Origin of the sequence: Brevibacillus composti, from assembly GCF_016406105.1 — a bacterium.
GTDB classification, from domain to species: domain Bacteria; phylum Bacillota; class Bacilli; order Brevibacillales; family Brevibacillaceae; genus Brevibacillus; species Brevibacillus composti.
In genome coordinates this window covers 44,037-65,000 of sequence record NZ_CP066308.1, presented here as the reverse complement: position 1 = coordinate 65,000, position 20,964 = coordinate 44,037, and the positions used below count along the sequence as shown (strand labels likewise).

At 53.4% G+C, this 20,964-nt stretch carries 19 protein-coding genes and 5 tRNA genes; 5 read left to right on the top strand and 19 right to left on the bottom strand.

Features of this window, described 5'->3' with window-relative positions; genetic code table 11:
- Window positions 1–39: 39 nt before the first annotated feature.
- The 4 genes from JD108_RS00335 to JD108_RS00320 all read right to left on the bottom strand — a co-directional run bounded on the left by JD108_RS00335 (window position 40) and on the right by JD108_RS00320 (window position 505).
- Window positions 40–116: transfer RNA gene (locus JD108_RS00335), tRNA-Met, on the bottom strand.
- A gap of 51 nt (window positions 117–167) precedes the next feature.
- Window positions 168–243, bottom strand: a tRNA-Val gene (locus tag JD108_RS00330).
- A gap of 84 nt (window positions 244–327) precedes the next feature.
- A tRNA-Glu gene (locus JD108_RS00325) sits at window positions 328–404 on the bottom strand.
- An 8-nt stretch (window positions 405–412) separates the two neighbouring features.
- Window positions 413–505: transfer RNA gene (locus tag JD108_RS00320), tRNA-Ser, on the bottom strand.
- 132 nt (window positions 506–637) lie between these two features.
- Between JD108_RS00320 and JD108_RS00315 the strand changes: the two genes are divergently transcribed.
- Window positions 638–853 (top strand): hypothetical protein, encoded by a 216-nt coding sequence (locus JD108_RS00315; RefSeq protein WP_198828091.1) that lies wholly within the window; start codon window positions 638–640, stop codon window positions 851–853.
- Between the two features lie 47 nt (window positions 854–900).
- Here JD108_RS00315 and JD108_RS00310 read toward each other — a convergent pair whose 3' ends face one another.
- The 3 genes from JD108_RS00310 to wrbA all read right to left on the bottom strand — a co-directional run bounded on the left by JD108_RS00310 (window position 901) and on the right by wrbA (window position 3,356).
- Window positions 901–1,518: an alpha/beta hydrolase gene (locus tag JD108_RS00310; RefSeq protein WP_198828090.1), complete on the bottom strand. Its 618-nt coding sequence runs from the start codon at window positions 1,516–1,518 to the stop codon at window positions 901–903.
- Window positions 1,515–2,465: a ring-cleaving dioxygenase gene (locus JD108_RS00305; protein WP_198828089.1), complete on the bottom strand. Its 951-nt coding sequence runs from the start codon at window positions 2,463–2,465 to the stop codon at window positions 1,515–1,517. The genes JD108_RS00310 and JD108_RS00305 overlap by 4 nt, the downstream gene beginning before the upstream one ends.
- Window positions 2,466–2,735: 270 nt before the next feature.
- Entirely contained in the window at window positions 2,736–3,356 is a 621-nt protein-coding gene (wrbA, locus tag JD108_RS00300) for an NAD(P)H:quinone oxidoreductase (protein ID WP_198828088.1), read from the bottom strand.
- A 299-nt stretch (window positions 3,357–3,655) separates the two neighbouring features.
- On the opposite strand from wrbA, the gene JD108_RS00295 reads away from it, so the two are divergent.
- On the top strand, window positions 3,656–5,152 hold the full coding sequence (locus tag JD108_RS00295) for an IS5 family transposase (RefSeq protein ID WP_198826818.1): 1,497 nt from the start codon (window positions 3,656–3,658) through the stop codon (window positions 5,150–5,152).
- Between the two features lie 131 nt (window positions 5,153–5,283).
- On the opposite strand, the gene JD108_RS00290 is transcribed toward JD108_RS00295, so the two are convergent.
- A tRNA-Ser gene (locus tag JD108_RS00290) sits at window positions 5,284–5,375 on the bottom strand.
- Between the two features lie 142 nt (window positions 5,376–5,517).
- Between JD108_RS00290 and JD108_RS00285 the strand changes: the two genes are divergently transcribed.
- Window positions 5,518–6,258, top strand: coding sequence for a pseudouridine synthase (locus JD108_RS00285; RefSeq protein ID WP_198828087.1), 741 nt, complete (start codon window positions 5,518–5,520; stop codon window positions 6,256–6,258).
- 140 nt (window positions 6,259–6,398) lie between these two features.
- Here JD108_RS00285 and JD108_RS00280 read toward each other — a convergent pair whose 3' ends face one another.
- From JD108_RS00280 to JD108_RS00230, 11 genes are all read right to left on the bottom strand, one after another.
- Entirely contained in the window at window positions 6,399–7,079 is a 681-nt protein-coding gene (locus JD108_RS00280) for a GntR family transcriptional regulator (RefSeq protein WP_198828086.1), read from the bottom strand.
- A gap of 81 nt (window positions 7,080–7,160) precedes the next feature.
- On the bottom strand, window positions 7,161–9,830 hold the full coding sequence (gene acnA / locus JD108_RS00275) for an aconitate hydratase AcnA (RefSeq protein ID WP_228728252.1): 2,670 nt from the start codon (window positions 9,828–9,830) through the stop codon (window positions 7,161–7,163).
- A 24-nt stretch (window positions 9,831–9,854) separates the two neighbouring features.
- Window positions 9,855–10,763, bottom strand: coding sequence for a methylisocitrate lyase (gene prpB / locus JD108_RS00270; protein WP_198828085.1), 909 nt, complete (start codon window positions 10,761–10,763; stop codon window positions 9,855–9,857).
- A gap of 24 nt (window positions 10,764–10,787) precedes the next feature.
- Window positions 10,788–12,179, bottom strand: a complete 1,392-nt coding sequence (locus JD108_RS00265; protein ID WP_198828084.1) for an MmgE/PrpD family protein — start codon at window positions 12,177–12,179, stop codon at window positions 10,788–10,790.
- A 34-nt stretch (window positions 12,180–12,213) separates the two neighbouring features.
- Window positions 12,214–13,353 carry a PrpF domain-containing protein gene (locus JD108_RS00260; protein WP_198828083.1) on the bottom strand — a complete coding sequence of 380 codons (1,140 nt, stop codon included), beginning with the start codon at window positions 13,351–13,353 and terminating at the stop codon, window positions 12,214–12,216.
- 89 nt (window positions 13,354–13,442) lie between these two features.
- Window positions 13,443–14,534 (bottom strand): AbrB family transcriptional regulator, encoded by a 1,092-nt coding sequence (locus tag JD108_RS00255; RefSeq protein WP_198828082.1) that lies wholly within the window; start codon window positions 14,532–14,534, stop codon window positions 13,443–13,445.
- Window positions 14,535–14,598: 64 nt separating this feature from the next.
- The gene (locus JD108_RS00250; RefSeq protein WP_198828081.1) at window positions 14,599–16,125 is read right to left on the bottom strand and encodes a tripartite tricarboxylate transporter permease; all 1,527 of its coding nucleotides are present in this window, start codon (window positions 16,123–16,125) and stop codon (window positions 14,599–14,601) included.
- Between the two features lie 12 nt (window positions 16,126–16,137).
- Entirely contained in the window at window positions 16,138–16,602 is a 465-nt protein-coding gene (locus tag JD108_RS00245) for a tripartite tricarboxylate transporter TctB family protein (RefSeq protein ID WP_198828080.1), read from the bottom strand.
- 84 nt (window positions 16,603–16,686) lie between these two features.
- Complete coding sequence (locus tag JD108_RS00240; protein WP_198828079.1) at window positions 16,687–17,742, bottom strand: Bug family tripartite tricarboxylate transporter substrate binding protein; 1,056 nt, start codon at window positions 17,740–17,742, stop codon at window positions 16,687–16,689.
- Window positions 17,743–17,967: 225 nt separating this feature from the next.
- On the bottom strand, window positions 17,968–18,480 hold the full coding sequence (gene tadA / locus JD108_RS00235) for a tRNA adenosine(34) deaminase TadA (RefSeq protein WP_267459342.1): 513 nt from the start codon (window positions 18,478–18,480) through the stop codon (window positions 17,968–17,970).
- Window positions 18,481–18,488: 8 nt separating this feature from the next.
- Window positions 18,489–19,088: a nitroreductase family protein gene (locus JD108_RS00230; RefSeq protein ID WP_407649387.1), complete on the bottom strand. Its 600-nt coding sequence runs from the start codon at window positions 19,086–19,088 to the stop codon at window positions 18,489–18,491.
- Between the two features lie 146 nt (window positions 19,089–19,234).
- Between JD108_RS00230 and JD108_RS00225 the strand changes: the two genes are divergently transcribed.
- Complete coding sequence (locus JD108_RS00225) at window positions 19,235–19,735, top strand: ribonuclease H-like YkuK family protein (RefSeq protein WP_198828078.1); 501 nt, start codon at window positions 19,235–19,237, stop codon at window positions 19,733–19,735.
- A gap of 311 nt (window positions 19,736–20,046) precedes the next feature.
- Window positions 20,047–20,910: a glucose PTS transporter transcription antiterminator GlcT gene (glcT, locus tag JD108_RS00220; protein WP_198828077.1), complete on the top strand. Its 864-nt coding sequence runs from the start codon at window positions 20,047–20,049 to the stop codon at window positions 20,908–20,910.
- Window positions 20,911–20,964 lie beyond the last annotated feature (54 nt).

Here is a 20,964-nt window from a genome sequence, read left to right as displayed (position 1 = left end):
TGACCCAAGAAGTTTATTTCGATGTAGTTCAAGTAGATTTGGTTGCGGGAGCAGGATTTGAACCTGCGACCTTCGGGTTATGAGCCCGACGAGCTGCCAGACTGCTCCATCCCGCGACGATTAGGATGATCAATAGTCAGCGCTGCTTGGCTGACCATCCTTATAAATGGTGGAGGCTGACGGGATCGAACCGCCGACCCTCTGCTTGTAAGGCAGATGCTCTCCCAGCTGAGCTAAGCCTCCAGATACCCCTCAACAGTTGTTTTGGGGCTCCCGCAAAGTACTCAGTGCTGCTACAAAGCATTCACTTTACTTTTTGGGGTAGTATGGTGACCCGTAGGGGATTCGAACCCCTGTATGACAGCGTGAAAGGCTGCTGTGTTAAACCGCTTCACCAACGGGCCGTGAGTAATGGCGGATGGAGTGGGATTTGAACCCACGAGACGAGTCATCCCCGTCTACACGATTTCCAATCGTGCTCCTTCGGCCACTCGGACATCCATCCATCGATCGTGATTGATTCCGAGAGAACTTCGTGTCTGTCGTTAACCCCTCACGGAATTCCAATTCTAGCATACCTTTTATCAATAGTCAATAGTTTTTTAATTCGGTTTGAAAGAATGTAGTTAGCATAAACTTGATCAACAAAAAAGAGTATATAAGCTTTGCGCCTCCGAATCAAGATGAAAATGAAAAAAATCAGCAAAAACTAGACAAAATGCCAGAAGAACAGCCATCCTGCCTCGAACAAGGAGCTGTCCGAACCAAAATGGCTGATAAAACCGCTGGCCGTTTGGCTGGCTGTTTGCGCGTTAACAGATCTGGTGCTAACTGTTCAGAGCCAGCCGTTTGAATGCTCATTCTTATGAGTTTACCTGTACAAGAGCGGGTCTTTTGATGCTAGCTGTTGGAGGGCAAATTGTTTTGAAACCAGCGGGCAGCCGCTTCCGCCTCTGTCTGGGTAAGCTGATGGCCTCGATGTTCCCAATGCACCTCTACAGACGCTCCAGCTGATTCCAACAGGGATTGCAGCTCTTCCGTCTCCTGGGGAGAACAGATCGGATCATTGGCTCCTGCACCGATAAAAACGGCTAATCGCGACATATCCGGCAGCGGCAAGCCTCGGAGCGGCACCATCGGATGATGCAGGATGGCCGCTCGAAAGAGATCTCCATAATGAAACAGCAAACTCCCAATGATATTGGCGCCGTTGGAGTACCCGACACCAACCAGATTGTTCGGGTCCAACTCATATTTCTCCACCGCTTCACCCAGGAAAGCCTTCATCTCCTGTGTCCGGGCGACTAAATCGGCTTCATCAAAGACACCTTCAGCCAACCGGCGAAAGAAGCGAGGCATGCCGTTCTCCAGCACATTTCCTCTTACACTGAGAACAGATGATGCCGGGGAAATGAACCGAGCCAGCGGCAATAGATCATGCTCATTCCCTCCGGTACCGTGGAAGAGAACGAGGATGGGGGCACTCTCATCCGCCCCTTTCTGGAACAAGTGAATCACGGCTTCTTCACCTCCAGCTGGCGCACCTCAATCGGAGCCAAATTCCGTTCAATCTGTCCGCGATACGGCTCATACCATTCAGGCAGCATCAGCTTTTCACCCAGGGAGCCCGGTTCTTCATCTATGGCAAAGCCCGGCGGATCCGTCGCAATTTCAAACAGGATTCCTCCCGATTCCCGGAAATAGATGGCGTTGAAATACTGCCGGGGCTGAACCGTTGTGGGGTGATACCCTTGCTGCTGAAGCTCCCCTCTCCAGATGAGCTGCTCCTGATCGTCTTTGGTTCTCCAGGCGATGTGGTGAACCGTCCCCGTCCCCCCTGCCCCAAAGGGAACCGGTTCCGCCGGCATATCAATCACATTCCCGAGATGGCCGGTAGTGTGGAAGCGGATAAATCCATCCTGCTCCCCTGCCCGCGTCATCCCCAGCGAACCCTCCAGCACGGCCGCGGTTTTGGCAGGAGCCGCACTGTACAAGACTGCTCCTCCAAAGCCCTTAATCGCTTTGTCTGCGGGTACGCCCGCGAAGGACCAGGTGCTTTGCGGACCATCCGCCCGCTCGACGATTTCAAGCTGAAGGCCGTCAAAATCGGCAAAAGACAAAAACTCCTCCGAGAATCTGGCCGTCTTCTCATACGCAACCCCATAGGCAGCCAGCCGCTCCATCCAAAATGGCAGGGAGCCCGGCGGCACCGCGTATGTGGTAATCCCGACTTGTCCCCCGCCGATTTTCCCTTTCTGCCCTTGGGGCCATGGGAAAAACGTTATGATTGTCCCGGGATTTCCCTGCTCATCTCCGAAATAAAGATGATAAACCTCCGGCTGGTCAAAATTGATCGTTTTCTTTACCAGTCGCAGTCCGAGAATGCCTGCGTAAAAATCCACGTTGCGCTGGGCATCTCCCACGAAAGCGGTGACGTGGTGGATTCCTGCTGTTTGCAGCTTCATATGCACTCACTCCTTACTCGTATGGTTTCCCTTGCTCCCATGCAAAATGTCCTCATATACAGCTTTCGGTTGCAGCTTTTTCAGATATCAAAGCAATTTGTTTCAAAATCATAAATCTTTAATTTGAGATAATAGTACCGGTTGGGCCTTCTTTTGTCAACTCCCCACCTATCGTCCACTCCGCTGCATTTGGTTATTTTCCCCCTATTCTTGGAGCTGTTTCGACAAAAATAAAAGCAGGGGATAACCTGCGTTACCTCCTGCTTGTTCTTAACCTTCTTGTTGGAGTCCGCTTTTCACCCACTGCGCTACGGTTACGGTCCGCTTCGCCTGGTGTTTGACTGCCCCCTGGACGTCTTCCACCATGTTTCCATTCGTGTCTACCGTTACGCTGGTTCCGTAAGGGTTGCCGCCCGCACCGAAAATAACGGGATCGGTATAGCCTGGCGCAGCCACAATCGCTCCCCAATGGTACATCGTCGTGTACAACTGCAGGATCGTCTGCTCCTGTCCGCCATGGGAGTTTTGAGCCGAGGACATCGCGCTGACGACTTTATTGGCCAGCTTGCCATGGAACCAGAGGCCGCCCGTGGTATCCAAAAATTGCTTTACTTGCCCTGGCACGTTGCCGAAACGGGTGGGCACACTGAAGATGATGGCATCCGCCCACTCCAGATCATCCAGGGACACTTCCGGCACATCCTTGGTTGCTTCTACATGTGCCTTCCAGGCTGGATTCGACTCGATGGCAGCCTGTGGTGCCAGTTCAGGAACCTTGAGGATTTTGACTTCAGCTCCCGCTTCTTTGGCTCCCTCGGCAGCCCACTGGGCGAGCTGATAGTTGGTACCGGTGGAGCTGTAGTAAATGACAGCCAGATTTACGTTTGACATGTGTTCCATCTCCTTTTTTCAATAAAGTACCAAATTTCCTCGCAAACACCTTGCAAAACAGCAAACCTACTACATGGGATTTCCAGAGAGCAGTCATCTCTACCCTATGCTGTCTCGTTATTTTTCGCAGATGACGGCTGCCGGAAACACGCCAAACCAAACTTACCTTATATAAGTAGGGGCTGCTGAACAGATAAAAAATACTGTAACCACAAGGGTTTTGCCTCGCTTTCATCGAAATCATGTGCAAGGAAATCGACGATTTTTCTTCAAATTCCTTGCACATGGAGCGGATCTGAATGTACGAATTTCTCTCTCATCGTGAAAATCAACTGCTTCTCCCTGATGATTTTTTCTTGCCATTTGGCGGCAAGTTGAGTAAAGAAAATCGCTGGGTCAAGTTGGCTCGGTTGGTACCGTGGGCACATGCAGAGAAAAAGTATGCCAAGTCCTTCCGCATATCGTTTCGTGGACAAAAGGCCGTTTCCATCCGTGTCGCTCTCGGGGCACTCATCATTCAGGAACGTTTGCAACTGTCGGACCGGGAAACGGTCCAGCAGATTGTCGAAAACCCGTATCTGCAATACTTCATCGGGCTGGAAGGCTATCAGGATCATCCACCGTTCCACCCGTCGCTCATGACGCATTTTCGCAAACGTTTAGGCGAACCGGTTCTCCGTGAAATCAACGAGATCATCGCGGTTGAGGCCGCTAAATCAATTCCAGATTCCGACCGTGACGATGAACCAAAATCAGGTACAAAATCCAAAGGTAAACGTACGACCAAGCGTCACTCAACATCCGAGGAAGATCCGAACCAGGGTGTCTTGTTGCTGGATGCCACATGTGCCCCGGCGGATGTGGCGTACCCAACCGATTTGAACTTGCTGAACGAGGCGCGTGAGAAACTGGAGGAGATCATCGATACGTTACATGCTCCACAGATTGGTCGTTCCCGCAAACCACGGACTTATCGGGATAAAGCTCGAAAGGAGTACCTGGCCGTGGCCAAACAGCGTCGTGCAAACGGCAAGGTGATTCGTCGAGCGATCGGCAAGCAACTCCGGTATGTAGCACGTAACCTTCAAATTATCCGCAACATGGCCTCACGGCAGCCGCTGACACTTTTGAGCCGGAAACAATATCGCGACTTGCTTGTGATTCAGGAACTGTATCGACAGCAACGCATGATGTTTGAACGCAAAACGCATCAGATCGAAGATCGAATCGTGAGCATCCACCAACCGCACGTCCGCCCGGTCGTACGCGGCAAAGCGAAAGCGCGAGTAGAGTTTGGCGCCAAAGTATCGGTCAGCATGGTGAACGGTTATGCTTTTCTGGAGCGTCTATCATGGGACAGCTTCAACGAAGGGGTGACGCTGATCGAATCTGTAGAAGCATACAAGAGACGCTTTGGTTGTTACCCGAAGGCGGTACTTGCCGATCAAATCTATCGCACCCGGCAAAACAGGGCATTTTGCAAAGCGCATGGCATTCGTTTGAGCGGTCCGGCGCTTGGCCGTCCCGTACAAGGCGAAGAAGCGACAGAACAACGGCGAGTCGCAAGACAAGATGCACGAAAACGCAACGCCATAGAAGGCAAATTTGGTGAGGGCAAGCGCAGGTATGGGCTTGGCCGTATTCGAGCATGCCTTGCGAAAACAAGTGAAACCGTCATCGCGCTTCAGCTCCTGGTGATGAACCTCGAGCGTAGGCTGCGGGATTTTTTTGTCTCCTGGTTAAACCGTCTTCTTTCCTATAGAATTCCTGCTTTTGGAAACATTTTTGAAGTTTGAAAACCGTTCAGCAGCCCCTAAGTATGTTACATTTTGTTTATTTATTTTGTCAAGCCACTAACTTTTTGAAAGAAGTAATCAAAACAATAAAAAAAGACCAGCCTGATATGGCTGATCTCTGTGTGTATGTATGGCGGAGAGAGTGGGATTCGAACCCACGCACGCCTCACGACGCCTAACGCATTTCGAGTGCGTCCCCTTATGACCACTTGGGTATCTCTCCAGATGTATTTGAAACAAAAATAAATATAGCAGATGTTTTTGGTTTGTGCAAGAGTAAATCCTTGGCACCCCTTGATTTACGGTGGGGCTTGGGCCAATATAAGAAAAGCACGCAAGATCATGAAGAGAAACGGGGAATTCGCATGAAGCGAGAACGTTTAGATAAGGTCCTGGCCAATATGGGTTTTGGGACGCGCAAAGAAGTCAAACAGCTGGTGAAGAAAAAGCTGGTCGTCATCGACGGTGTAGTCGCCACTGATCCCGGCATGCATGTGATTCCGGAAGAACAGGAGATCACCGTGGACGGCGAGCCGATCCATTTCAAACGCTGGCTCTACATCATGCTGAACAAGCCGCCGGGCGTCGTCTCGGCTACGGAAGACAATCTGCACGAGACGGTCGTCGATCTCCTCCCCTACGAGTGGGCGATCAAGGTGTTTCCGGTCGGCCGCCTGGACATCGATACCGAAGGGCTGCTTATTTTGACCAATGACGGACAACTCTCTCACAACCTCCTGTCGCCCAAAAAAAAGGTGGACAAGGAATACTTCGCCCGCATCAAGGGCCGTGTGACTGACCGGCATGTGGAGGAATTCGCTCGCGGTGTCGAGCTGGAGGATTTTACGACCCTCCCCGCCAAACTGGAGATCCTCTCCTCGGGAGAGATTTCCGAAATCCGCGTCACCATCATGGAAGGCAAATTCCATCAGGTAAAACGGATGTTTGCCTCCTTTGATCTCGAGGTGATCTACCTCCAGCGTGTCCGGATGGGTCCCATCCATTTGGACGAAAATCTGGAGCCGGGCGAATACCGGGAGCTCACCGAAGAAGAGATGGAGCTACTCCAGGGCTATACACAAAAAGAGAGCCCTGCATCATCCTGAAGCAAGCCTGAAAAAGTAGACACGGTTTCGGTAAGCTCTTTCCCGGAAAATGGCCAGAGAAAAACGGCACCTCCCATTGTTAGAAGCTCTAACAATCGAGGTGCCGCTCCTTTTCGGAGGAAAAGCTCTTTTCCCTGCCGCTAATCATTTTTTAAATACAATTCCAGCGTCTCTTTTGCCACATAGAAGCTGTGTCTAATGTGCTGACGCATCGCCGCTTCTACCTCGGCGGCATCTCCCTTGCTGACGGCGAGGAAGATTTGCTGGTGCTCCTCTACCGGACGCATGGCCACATAACCGGGGTTTTTGTAGCCGCCTATCCGGCGGTAGCGCTCGATTCTGCTGTTCAACTGTTCCAAAAAGCGCATCGCTGTATGGTTGCCGCTCAAGTCATGGAGAATTTGGTGAAAGTTGCTTCCGTTTTTGACGGTATCCTGATTGCGGTTCTGTTCGGCTGCCCGGCGCATCAGCTCCAGTACGTCCTCCAGGCGCTGCAAATGTTCCACGGTGACGTGAGCGGTAGCTTCACGAGCAAGCAGCCCCTCCAATACCTCCCGCACCTTGAATATCTCTTCCACTTCTTCTACCGTAATCGGCGCGACGTGGATTCGACCGTTTGGCTGTCTGATGATTAACCCTTCCAGCTCCAGCCGGTAGAGAGCCTGCCGAAGCGGCGTCCGGCTCACTTCCAAATCCTTGGAGAGATTCTCCTCAATCAACTGTACCCCGGGAGCGTACTCCCACTCCGTTATACAGCGCTTTACTTCCAGGTAGGCGACATCGCTTGCAGAAAGCCTTTTGCTATACGATGGTATTTGCATACGGATTATCCTTTCTAAGAGATCCTCTGGCCACCGGGCTTGCGCGATAGAACCGGTGGTCCTATCTCCGGGAAGGAATGTTCAGCTCATATAAGGTTGCAACACCGTTTGCAAGATTCCCCCGTTGCGGTAATATTCCACTTCCACGTTACTGTCAAGACGCACGATTGCCCGGAATTCCACCACCGATTGATCCTGTTTTACGGCTTGTATGGTCACCTTTTGACCTGGTTCAATCCCATTTTCTACACCTATCATAGCAAAAGTTTCGGTTCCGTCCAAACCCAATCTTTCAGCGTTTTCCCCTTCCTCAAATTGCAGGGGAAGAACACCCATGCCGACCAGATTGCTTCTGTGGATTCTCTCAAAGCTCTCCGCTAAAACTGCCTTGACTCCCAGGAGATACGTTCCCTTGGCTGCCCAGTCTCGTGAGCTGCCCGTTCCGTATTCTTTCCCGGCAATGATGATGAGCCCGGTCTTGTCCGCTTTATATTTCATCGCGGCCTCATACACGGGAAGGATCTCTCCTGTCGGCAAATACTGGGTATAGCCGCCTTCTTTTCCGCCTGCCAGCTTGTTGCGAATCCGAATGTTTGCAAACGTGCCGCGCATCATGACGTGATGATTGCCGCGTCGCGCTCCGTAGGAGTTGTAATCCTGGACCTTGACGCCCTTATCCGACAGGAACACTCCGGCTGGGCTGTCCGTGCTGATCCGGCCTGCGGGGGAGATGTGGTCCGTGGTAATCGAATCACCCAAAAGCAGCAGGGCGCGCATGTCTTTCAGCGAGGCGTCCGCTCCCGCGCGGGCAAATTCCTCGGTAAAGTAGGGCGCTTTCTGAATGTAGGTAGACTGTTCATCCCACAGATAGTTCATGCCTTCCGGCGCTTGGATCGATGCCCATCTCTCATTCTCAAAGAGATGCTCGTACTGTTTGCGGAACAGTTCCGGGCGCAAAGTGGACGCAATGACGCTCTCGATCTCCTCGTTGGACGGCCAGATGTCCTTGAGATAGACCGCCTGGTTCTGATGCCCATAGCCAATCGGTTCGTTTTCAAAATCAATCCGGACCGTCCCTGCCAGCGCATAGACGATGACGAGCGGCGGTGAAGCCAGATAGTTGGCTTTAATCAGCGGATGGACCCGTCCTTCGAAATTGCGGTTGCCGCTCAAGACGGAAGCGACGAGCATCTGGTTATCCTTGATCGCCTGCTCCACCTCAGGATGGAGCGAGCCGCTGTTGCCGCAGCAGGTCGCGCACCCGTAGCCGTCGATGTAAAAGCCGAGCTGCTCCAGATAGCGCAGCAGTCCCGCTTCGCGCAGGTATTCGGTCACGACCGTGGAGCCGGGCGTCAGCGTGCTCTTCACATAGGAAGGCTTGACAAGTCCCAGCTCGGCCGCTTTTTTCGCGACCAGACCGGCCGCGATCATCACAGACGGATTGGAGGTATTGGTGCAGCTCGTAATGGCAGCCAGTACAACAGCGCCCGTCCCCAGCTCTTTTGCCAGATGGGGCAACGCTGCTTTTTTATCCAACTCGGCCGGGCTCAGCCCGTAGCCTCTCTCTGCCACCGGAGTACTTACCGCTTCATCAAAGGAGGATTTCATCGCCGAGAGCTCGATGCGATCCTGCGGCCGTTTGGGTCCGGCCAGCGTCGGCTGGATGGCGCCCAAATCCAGCTCCAGCACGATGGTGAAGTCAGGGTCGGGCGTCTCATCGGTCCGGAACATTCCTTGCGCCTTCAAATAAGCTTCCGCAAGCGGCACATGCTGGCCCCTCCCGGTTTGCCGGAGGTAATCCAGGGCGGTGTCGTCGGTCGGGAAAAAGCCCATGGTCGCCCCGTATTCGGGAGCCATATTGGCCACCGTTGAGCGGTCAGCCAGAGAAAGATGCTTCAGACCCGGACCGAAGAATTCCACGAATTTGCCGACCACCCCTTTCCGCCGCAGCATGCTGGTGATGGTCAAGGCCAGATCTGTCGCGGTGACGCCCTCGGAGAGCCTGCCGCGCAGCTTAATCCCGACGACCTCGGGAATCACAAAGTAGAGAGGCTGGCCGAGCATCGCCGCTTCCGCCTCGATGCCGCCTACTCCCCAGCCGACGATCCCCAAGGCGTTGATCATCGGCGTATGCGAATCGGTGCCGACCAGAGAATCGGGAAAGACCTGGATTGCTCCCTCGACTTCTTTCGTCTGCAATACGGTAGCCAATGCTTCCAGATTGACCTGATGGACGATTCCTGACGCCGGGGGGACGACCCGGAAGTTCTGGAATGCCTTTTGCGCCCACCGGATAAATTGGTAGCGCTCATGATTGCGCTGGTACTCAATCTCCAGATTTGTCTTAAAAGCATCGTTCGATCCGGAGTGCTCGACGATCAGGGAGTGGTCGATGATCAGGTCAACCGGAATTTGCGGATTGATTTTCATCGCATCTCCGCCGGCATCCCGCACTGCATCACGCATGGCGGCCAGGTCGACGATAGCGGGAACGCCCGTGAAGTCCTGAAAGACAATCCGCGCCGGTTTGAAGGGGATCTCTTTTTTCTCCCACTGCGTTTTTTTCCAGTGTGCCAACTGCTCCACATGCTGCCGGGTAATATACTTGCCGTCGCACTGTCTGACGGCAGCTTCCAGCAGCACCTTGATGGAAAAAGGAAGCGAGGCAACGGCGTCCGGGTCTACTCCCTGCAGGTCTTTTAGACTGTAGTACACATACTCTTTTCCTTCCACTGTCAGCGATTGTTTCACGATCTCTTCCTCCTCGGCCCGTCCTCAGCCCTGTCCTTGATCCAGTATGGTTTTGGCGATGCGATTGTCCAGATCCTCGTACTCGAAATACCGGATCGTCTCATACAGCTCTTTCCGCGTCTGCATCTCATCCAAAGCATCCTTTTGCGTGCCGGTGTCGCGAATCAGCTGATAGGCCCGTTCAATCGCCTTGGCCGCCACACGCAACGAGGTTACCGGATAGATCACCATTTTGTAGCCCCATTCCTCAAATTGCTGTGCCGAGTAGTATGGGGTTTGGCCGAATTCGGTCATATTGGCCAGCAGCGGCACATCGATGGCCTGCGCAAATTTCCGAAACTCCTCCTCCGTCTGGAGCGCTTCCGGAAAAATCGCGTCTGCCCCCGCTTTCACATAGGCTTTGGCCCGGTCAATGGCAGCATCGAGCCCTTCTACCGATTTGGCGTCGGTTCGCGCCACGATGACGATGCGATCGCTGGCTTTGCGCGCCGCCTGGATTCGCAGCACCATCTCTTCTTTGGGGACCAGCTTCTTTCCGTTCAAATGGCCGCATTTTTTCGGCAGGTCCTGATCTTCGATTTGGATCGCGGCCGCTCCGGCGTCCACCATTTCGCGCACGGTCCGGGTCACGTTCAGTACGCTGCCGTAGCCCGTATCGACGTCGACCAGGATCGGCAGGCCCGTCGCTCTGGAGATCTCGCGGGTCCGAACCGCGAGCTCCGACAGTGTGATGAGGCCCAGGTCAGGCAGGCCCAAACTGGCCGAAAAGGCTGCCCCCGAGAGGTACAAGGCTTCAAAGCCCGCTTCTTTTGCCAAGAGCGCTGCCATGGCATCGTGAGCGCCGGGCATCTGCAGGATGCCTTTGTCGGCCGCCAAGCGTGCGCGCAGTCGGGTAATCGGATCTTCTTCTTGTTTTCTGGTAAGCCAGCTCATGTTTCTCCCCCCTTGGTGTTCTGGTCAGTGTTTGTTCTCGATTTGAAAGTGGGCAAACAGCTTGGCATAGTCACTTCTCTGCTCCAGATTCCACATCTCTTGCAGCGCTTGCCGCTGCCCGTCAGGGGTAAGGTACCCGGCCGTGAGTCGATTGAATTTTTCCTCGATTTGCTCATTCGTCATCGGGTTGCCGCGATGCCCGGAAGGATGCTTCACCAGCTTTTGCAGCACCGTGCCGTCCTTTTTCCTGATCGTGATGCGATTGGGGTTTCCATCCGGGTACCCCGCATTCATCTCCTCTGTTACTTCGATGGTCAGGATCGAGGTCAGGCGTTCCAACGTCTTCGGATTGGCCAATCGCTCTTCGGAGAACGTGTCGAGATCAATTTTTCCGTCCTCCAGTGCAGCCATGACGATGTAGGGCAGCGAATGGTCAGCGGTTTCTCTCGTTTTTGGCGCCCATTTCTGCTTGTCCTTGGCCAAAATATCATAGGCCAGCTGGAACGTTTCGATGTGGATACGCTCCACATCCTCCATGCTGCCCAGTTCCTTGCGCAGTTCCAGAGCTGCTTCGATGGCGCTTTGGGTCATGTATTCGACGGCCCAGTTTTTCACGTAGGTGATCGTGATGGACGCGGGACTCTCGCAAGCATCCAGCTTGCTTACGACGTTCTCGTACGAAAGCTTGCGGTTCAGCATTTGGTAATTCATCCCCATCGTGCCTTCAAACGGCTCGTAGGGTCCCTTCATCCCGCACTCCGCCAGCTGCAGGGCAAACACGGCGTTTCTCGCGGCATTGGCCGCAGCGGCGCCCTTCCACATGGAAATTTCGCCGTTGCGTGTCTGGCGCATCGCCGCGTGGGGTACGATGGCCAGAGCGAGGGCCTGTTCGGTTTGCTCTTCTGTGAGCCCGAGCAGATTGGCTCCTCCTACCACCGTCGCCACGGTGATGTAGTTGACGTGGTCCCAGCCATTCGATTTGAGGCTGGCCGCGTCACAGAAAATGACGCCGATCTCATACGCCGCCGCAATCGCTGCGATCAGGCGCCGGGTAGAGATGCCCCGCACTTCCGCCAAAGCGAGCAAAGGCGCGATGACATCGCTTGGATGAAGAGGCTCCACAGACAAGTAGGTGTCATTGTAATCCAGGTAGCGAATGGCGGTGCCATTGGCAAACGTAGCGTAATCAACCGCCGCTTTTTTCCCTGACCCGATAATCGTGGCTCCGTTTTCCAGCTGGTAGCGGTCCGCCAGCTTCCTCGCGGCGATAGACGCATCCTGATCGTAGCCCGAAATCAGGCAGCCCAGCGTATCAATGACGCGGCGCTTTACCTCTTCGACAGTCTTCTCCTGCAAAGATTCGAAAGTGACTCTCTGCGCAAAACGAGCCAATGCTCTGGTTACAGTATCGGACATGGATGGTTCCTCCTCTTTTCTCTCGTTTCTGTGATTATGAATGCGGAATGAACAGATCGCCTTTCATGATTCGCCGCGCCGTTCTTTCCAGGCCGACAAAGGCGACATCCCGTCCATCCTCGGTCAAGGATACGCGGACCTGGGCGACGCCCTCCGGATGGCCGATGCGGACGATCTGCTCCCCGTCTCGCTCTTTTTTGGCAGTCAGCTGGTTCGGGATCGTGCCCGGGAGCAGCACCGCTGCGGCCAGATTATACAGCCCGCTTCCCGCAAAAGTGCGATGGAAACGTCCCATGGAGACCATTTTGGCGACGATATCCACCTCATCCGCACGGATCAGCTTACCGGATGGCGTGACGTAATCCTGGGGGGCGGAGACGATGGCGACTTTGGGCACGGCCGGCGCCTGTTTGGCATCAGCAATCGTTTTTTCCATGCCTACCTGGACCGCCATTTCGCATCGTATGGCCTCCAGCTTTTCCAAGAGCTCTGTATTGCCTGCCAGCTCGCTGTTCTGTTCGCTGCCGCGAATCCCGAGCGACTGGCTGGACACATACACAAACGGATTGACGATATCGATAAAGGAGACTGGAATCTCCTGTTCATTCACACGAATCGCTGTCTGCGCCCCTAGCGGCATGGTCGCACCGGTCTTGCCGCCGCCGGGATTCAGGATATCGACGGTATATTTTGCGCCGGTCTTGACCACCCCGGGCATCAGGTAGTCGCCGCTGACCCGCGCTCTTCCTTCCTTCACGGGCACATGAAGCCGCAGCATCTTTCCGATGTTGGTGTTGTATGCGGAGACCAGCACATACTCATCGGCCGGATCGACCTTAACCATTCCTTCATCGACGGCAAAAGCGCCCACCGCAGCCATCAGATTGCCGCAAGTTCCCTTGGCATCTGCCACCTCTTCGCCAATCCCGATCTGGTAAAAGGTATAATCGACATCCGCGCTTTCGACGGAGGGCGGTGCGATCACCACCACCTTGCTGGTATGGGAGGTGCCGCTTCCGAGGCCGTTTACCTGCGATGGATTGTACGCATCGATGCCAGCAAAAAATATTTTTTTCTGCTCCTGCGAATCATGGGGCAAATCTTTTTGGTGAAAAAAAAGACCGCGACTGGTTCCGCCTCTGTAGACCACGCAAGGGACCGAATACTGTGACATGGAATCGCCTCCAAGACTGAATTGGTATAATTGTATACAAATATACAATTTAAAACAACAGATGATTGCTGCTCCCTCTTCTCTCGGTTTTACGAGGGCTTTCCTTCAGAAATTTTCTTGTCCGCTCTTCTGCCCATCCACCACTGAAAGAGTGGAACCACGACCAGCATGATAAAAAACAGACGGAAGATTTGATAGGCGCTGACCAACGGCAGGTCTGCGTGGACAATTACCGCTGTCATCCCCATTTCGGCAATCCCGCCGGGAGCCGTGCTTAAAAATGCCGTTTTCAGCTGAATCGGCGTCCAGATCGTCAGGAGAAATGCCTGCAACAATGCAATCAATACGAGCACCAAGCTGCTTGTGACCATGTACCCGAGCAGTTTTGCCACGTTCTTGATTTCTTTCGGGTCGATCTGCAGGCCGAGAAAGATCCCCAGTGACAGCTGCGCAATCGTAATGATCGAGGAAGGCATAGGCGGAATGGCAAACCCGCTTCCGGCGAGAATGGAGGTCGTGATCAGGGAGCCCGTGAGGAAATTCCCCGGAACTTTGAGTGCGTTCCCCGCAAAGCCGCCGATCACAGCCAGCAGGATATAGCCTCCGTATGCCAGGAGCGACGGAGTTGCAGCGACAGCCGGAATCGCCGCCGCAGATGCATCTGTTCCGCCTGTAATCAAATAATGAATGGTCACGAATGGCACCAGGAAAATAACAGTGATCGCCCGGATGGTTTGCATAAAAGCGATGACGGTCGGCTCCAGCTTCTCCGATCCGTCGATGACGGCCATGAGCTGCGAAAATCCCCCGGGGATAAAGCCGTAGATCCCGTTTCTCGTTCCGATCCCGGCAAGACGGGCGACCAGGCAGCCCAGTCCGATGCTGCACGTGATCATGAGCAGGGTGGTCACCGCCATATAGGGCAGATGCTCCGCGATCAGTTTGACGGTCTCCTGTGTAAAGGAAGCGCCCAGCATATAGCCAAAAACGATCATCCCACCCTTGCGAAATGAGGCGGGCCATCTTTGGACGCGGCCCGTCGCAAGCCGCCATACGGTCACGGTCGTCAGAGGGCCGAGCATCCAGGGCAAGGGCATGTGGAGGAGGGAAAACAGGATGCCTCCCACGATCCCCGCCAAAGCTGATTCCGCGATCCTGACCAGATGATTTCTCTCTTTCATACCCCTTCCAGCTCCTCATTCAGGGTTTCGCATGACAGTTGGAGCAAATGAATCGTGCGGAATGTTACCCCTCTTCGTTGACGAGCACTTTTTTGCCGCGCTTTTTCATCAAGACCGGGATCAGTATCCATGCCGCCGCAATGCCTAGAAAGAGAGCAGAAATCGGCTTTTGCAGGAAAATCATCATGTCTCCATTGGAGATCGTCAGGGCGCGTCTCAGGTTGTATTCGATCATCGAGCCTAACACCAGTCCCAGCACAAGCGGCGCTACGGGATAGTCATGGCGGGTGAAAAAGTAACCGGCCAGTCCGCAAATCACGAGCAGGATCAAGTCAAATGTCGTTAACCGGACTGCGTATACCCCAAACACCGAGATGGCGATAATCATCGGAAGCAAGAACTTCGGCGGTGTTTCAATCACTTTTGCAAACACTTTGATCAACGGCATATTCAAGATGAGCAGCATGATATTTCCGATGAACATGCTGGCGATCAATCCCCAGGCGACGGTTGGGTGCTGTTCGAAAAGCAGCGGGCCGGGCTGGACGTTGTACATAATCAGCGCGCCCATCAGAATGGCCGTGGTTCCCGATCCGGGAATCCCCATGGTCAAAAGCGGTATCATCGCCCCGCCCGAAGCTGCGTTATTGGCTGATTCGGGAGCAGCCACACCCTCGATTGCACCTTTGCCGAATTTTTCCGGATTCTTGCTCACCTTTTTCTCCAGGATGTAGGAGAAGAAGGACGCGATCGAAGCACCGGCACCGGGCAAAATCCCGACAAAAAAGCCCAACAGCGACCCTCTGAGGATCGGAGGGGTACTGGCCTTCATCTCTTCCTTGGTGGGGAGAATGCGATTGATTTTGGCCAGGGCACCGGAAACGTAGTCCTTTTCCAGAATGGTTTTAAACACTTCTCCTAAAGCAAAAAGCCCTACGGCAACGGTCAAAAATTCGATGCCTTCATAAAGCTCCGTAATGCCGAACGTAAAGCGGGCCACTCCCGATACGGCATCGATGCCAATCGTACCCAGCAACAGGCCCAATACGGTCATCAGAAAGGCCTTCGTCATCGACTTCCCCGCCAAGCCGCTCACAGCGCACAGGCCCAGGACCATGAGGGAGAAATACTCTGCTGGCCCGAATTGGAGAGCCAGCTCCGACAAAGGCTTCGCCAGGAAAATCAGGCCGACCAGGGAGAAGATGCCGGCCACGAAGGAGCCGATCGCAGAGATCGCCAAGGCGGAACCTGCTCTTCCCTGTTTGGCCATCTGATGCCCGTCCAGGGTAGTCACGACGGATGAGGCTTCTCCCGGTGTATTGAGCAGGATGGATGTCGTCGATCCGCCGTACATCGCCCCGTAATAGACCCCGGCCAATAGGATGATGGAGCTCGTCGCGGCTTCATCCGGGCTTAACCCCCCGGTAATCGAAGCGGTGATCGGTATCAACAGGGCCACACCGCTAACCGGTCCAATTCCGGGGAGCACCCCCACCGCTGTCCCGATCAAGACGCCGAAGAACGCGAACAGCAAATTATGGGATTGGAGTGCCGTTTCAAATCCTCCGATTAAAAAAGTTACGGAATCCATGCTTCTACCTCCTTATCGACTGAGCCACGAAGGAAAGCCCGGCAAAGTCCCCTGCAGAATTTCGACATACACGTAGTACACGCCGACTGATACCGCCAATGAAATGAGAGTGGACAGGGGCCATTTACGCTTATCGATGGTTTGAAAACCAATGAGCAGAAACAGGAATGTCCCGATCACATAACCGATTTTTTCGAGAAAGAGACAGTAAAGCGTGGTAGTCCCCAGGATGATGGCAAACTTTTTGTAGTCGAGGCTCTTCTTTTCCTGCTGCTCCTCCTCTCCTTTCGCTCGCAAGGATTCGAAAAACAGCCTGACACTGAGCAGGGAACAGATGACGCCGAGCCAAAACGGGAAAATATCAGGCCCCACTTCACTGCCGTAGGAGCTCTGCGCGATGCTCCGACTGCCGACGATAAAAGATACGCCGATGAAGAGAAAGAAAAATGATGTATAGCGGTCGACCGTTTTATTCAAAACCCATTCCTCCTTCACGGGTATTTCCTGAAAAAAGAAAGGAAGGAGAAGGGGATGTTCCCCTCCTTCCTTTCCCTCTGTTCTTTACTTGGCCATTCCCAATACGGTCAGAACTTCCTTGATGACTTTATCTTGTTCTTCCAGGAACTTGGTGAAATCTTCGGAGTTTTTATAGCCGTCTTCCCAGCCATTCAGCTCCAGCTCATTTTTCCATTCTTCCGTCTCGGTCAACGCCTTGATTTTCTCTTCCCAAAACGCAACTGCATCAGGAGACATATCCTTTACGCCAAAGAGACCGCGCCAGTTAATAAATTCAGCGTCATAGCCCGCTTCCTTGTAGGTGGGGATATCCTTGAAGATTCCTCCCAGACGGTTTGGAGCGGAAACAGCCAGCACTTTTACTTTTCCCGCCTCCAGATAGGCTTTCGCCTCGGACAGACCCGTCGTCAGGGCTTGAGCGTGTCCTCCGAGCAGGGCGACCATCGCTGCTCCGCCAGCATCATAAGAAGTGTACTTAATCGTCTTCGGATCAATGCCCGCTTTGATCGCAGGCAGCATGACGACCAGGTGGTCCATCGATCCCGGGCCGGAACCTCCCGCGAATGTAATGCTTTGCGGATTTTTCTTCATATCCTCAAACAGCGAAGGCAAGTCGTTGTACTTGGAATCAGCGGAAACGACAATGGCGCCATAGTCTGTCGTCAATTGCGCAAGCGGTTTCATATCCGCGTAAGAATATGGGCTGGTTGCCTCTTTTCTCAGATAGTTGATCACGATCGGCGTGGAGGGCAGCAGCAATTTGTAAGAATTATCTTTGTCGTTGGTGATGAAATGAGAAAGACCCGTCGTTTGGCCGCCGCCAGGCTTATTCTCGATATTGATAGTTTGCTTGACAATTGCGGTTTCGCTCAATGTTTTAGATAATACTCTGGCAGTCGTATCCAATCCGCCGCCTGCTCCGCCCGGGACAATAATGTTAATAGGCTTGTCCGGATAATTGGAGGCAGGCTGCTCCCCATTGGCTGCCGTTTGATCGTTATTCTTCGGTGCTGGTTGGGTACCTGACGATGATGTTCCTCCGCATGCAGTCAAACTTACCGCTAAGATTCCTGTTAGTAGAGCAACTGTCCATTTCTTCATGAAAACCCCTCCCATGTATATAGAAAGCAAAATCCATCTTGCAGGCTGGTTACCCATCCCTCATAAATGTATTTATGAATAATTGTATACAAATATCCAAAAACGTCAACTAATTATTTTCTATTTTCTAATATTTCGCCCAAATAAAAAAAGTGCTCGTCCCTTTCCTCTCCATAAAAAACGGCACCGCCAATTGTTAGCAGTGTCCAACAATTGGCGGCGCCATCAGGCTTCATCCTGAATAGGCCCTTTTTTCTTGCGCAGTCCACGGAAAAAATCCTTGAGCATCTGACCGCATTCCTCCGCCAGGACGCCGCTGTGCACCGGCACCTGATGGTTAAAGCGGTCATCGCCCAGCAGATTCATCAATGACCCGGCACATCCCGCTTTGGGATCCCGCGCACCGTAGACGACCTGTTCCACCCGGCTTTGGACGATCGCTCCCGCACACATCGGGCACGGCTCCAGCGTCACGTACAGCGTACAGCCAATCAGCCGCCAGCCGCCCAGCTTCGCACTCGCCTGGCGAATCGCGATCATCTCCGCGTGCAGGGTCGGGTCCTTTTCGGTCTCCCGCAAATTATAGCCTCGCCCGACGATCTCTCCGTTGCGAACGATGACGGCCCCGATCGGAACTTCACCCAAGGCGGCCGCCTTTTTCGCCTCCTCAATCGCCGCTCTCATGTACAATTCATGCTCATGAAGCTCTTCTTGTCCCTGTTCCCCGCAGTGATTCAGCTCGTCCCTCACTTTTCAGCAAAGACTCCCTCGAATACAGTTTCCGACAGCTCGCGTCTGCCGGACGGTACTTCCCGCTCCTGCAGCCGTTCCGGAAGGGCTTCCTTTTCCCCTTGATAGCCGATCGCGATGACCGCATGCAGCTCATACTCAGCCGGTACGCCCAGCGCCTCTCTAGCTTTTTCCGGGTCAAAACCTCCCATCGCGTGCGTGATCAACCCTTTGCGGGCCGCTTCCAATGCCAGATAGCCCCAAGCAGCTCCGGCGTCAAAGGCGTGGGAGCGCAGATGATCTCCCCGTCCGTTGATGGTTTTCGACAAGATGAGGGCGAGAACCGGCGCTTTTTCGCACCAGATGCGGTTGCCTTCTGCGATGAACGAATAAAAACGCTGCCTGTCCTGCTCGCTGCGGGCGATGATAAATCTCCACGGCTGCTCGTTGCTTCCCGATGGGGCCCAGCGAGCGGCCTCAAACAAGCTGAAGAGAACCTCATCCGGTACGGGATCCTCTTTATAGGAGCGCGGCGACCATCTGTTCAAAAAAACAGGGTCGATTTCGTATGTAGCTTGGCGATGCTTCTCTACCTGCGGCAAAATGTTGTTCATCATTCGTTTTATCCCTCCATCTTCTTTTTGTGATCATTTGTTTAACAGGAACAGTTTTCACTGTCAGCACTCACATACTCTCCGTGTGATTACATACATTAACTATGTAAGCGGAAGAACAACCAAACCTCGACCCGAGGGGGATGTGAGTGGGATTAACGTATGAAAGCCCCAGCCTGTTTGAAAGATTCCACAGTCCGACGCGGGGGCTTCTGGACAAGGCAGATGTTTTTTCCAACATCGAACAAACGGTAGCCACGAGTACCGATACCTATGAGCTGATCGTGGGAGCAGACTCCCAGCTGCGCAGCCGGGGAACGTATTTTGCGATTATGATTACGCTGATCAAGCAAGGCCGCGGCGGCATGTTTTTCTACCACAAAATTCAGGAGAGGCGGTACACCTCCCTGCAGCAGCGTATTTTTCAAGAAGCCCTGTATGCAGTTGGACTGGCATCCGAGCTCCGTCAGTACCTGCATGAACACAGCATCGACATCCCGATCAGGCTTCACTTTGACATTGGAAAAAACGGTCCTACTCGCAAGTTTATCCATTCCTTGCTCAGTTTAGCGGAATCCAACCATTTTCCGGCAGAGATCAAGCCTCATTCCTTTTGTGCTTCGACCATCGCGGACAAATTCACCAAATAACCCTCTCCAGGAAGCCTCACGCGGATCGTGATCAAGCGTTCCGCGTTTTTTTGCCTCCGCGAAGAAGTCTCTCTGCTCTGTCATATTCGTGCTTCTTCCGGTTCATTCCTTCCTCTTCATGACCCGTAATGACAATTCCAAACCCGTTGACATTCACGGGGGGCTCCTTTATCATAATAATCAAAATATTAACGCTTCCATAATTGGCATGTTACTGGTCATGCAGGCATGAGCCGAGAAGATCCTTTTTCCAAAGGTTTTTTCGGCTTTTTTTGGCTTTTTTCTGTGTTACTAAAGGCAGGTGGCGTAATTTGTCCCGTCAGCAGGGAGTCCCCCATACCATCACCCGTGTCCTCAATCACAACGTCGTGCTGGCCCTAGAGCCGATCTCTTCGCAAGAGGTCGTCTTGTTCGGAAAAGGAATCGGATTCGGGGTGAAGCCCGGCAGTACGATCCACCCAAACGATGCCCGTGTGGAGAAGCGCTTCCGTCTGGAAAACGAAAATCATCAGCGGCAATACCAGACGGTCTTAAATCAGGTCGACCCGGCCATCGTCGGGATCAGCGAAGAGATCATCGCCCTGGTGGCCCGCGAAATCACCCCGAACCTGCATGAGCATATCCATGTAGCGCTGCCGGATCACATCCACTTTGCCATCTACCGCCTGAGGAACGGCATGGAGATCGTCAATCCGTTTTTGTTTGAAATTCAGACCCTCTACAGCAAAGAATTCGCACTCGCCGAGCGGGCTGCCGACCTGATCCAAACCTCGTTTTCTCTGGAGATTCCAGAGAGCGAAATCGGCTTTTTGGCCTTGCATATCCATTCCGCGGTCAGCTCCACGCCCGTAAGCAAAACCGTCAAGTTCACCAATCTGATCAGAGAGCTGGCCCAGCTCATTGAGGAGCGCATCGGGAGGACCGTCGCGCGCAGCAGTGTGGATTACATCCGCTTGATTACGCATCTGCGATATGCCTGTGAACGCATCCAGCAGCAGAAATCGATCCAAAATCCGCTGCTGGAACGGGTCAAAGCGATGATTCCGGAATCGTACCAGCTGGCGGAAGAACTGGCTCGGCACATCTCTTCGCGACTGGATACCGCCGTCCCGGAAGACGAAGTCGGCTACATGGCCATGCATGTATTCCGCCTCACAGAGCAACCCAGTGACTAACCATTGGTGTTTCCAACAGAAGAAAGCGTGTTACTAGTTCGACTAGGCATGAGC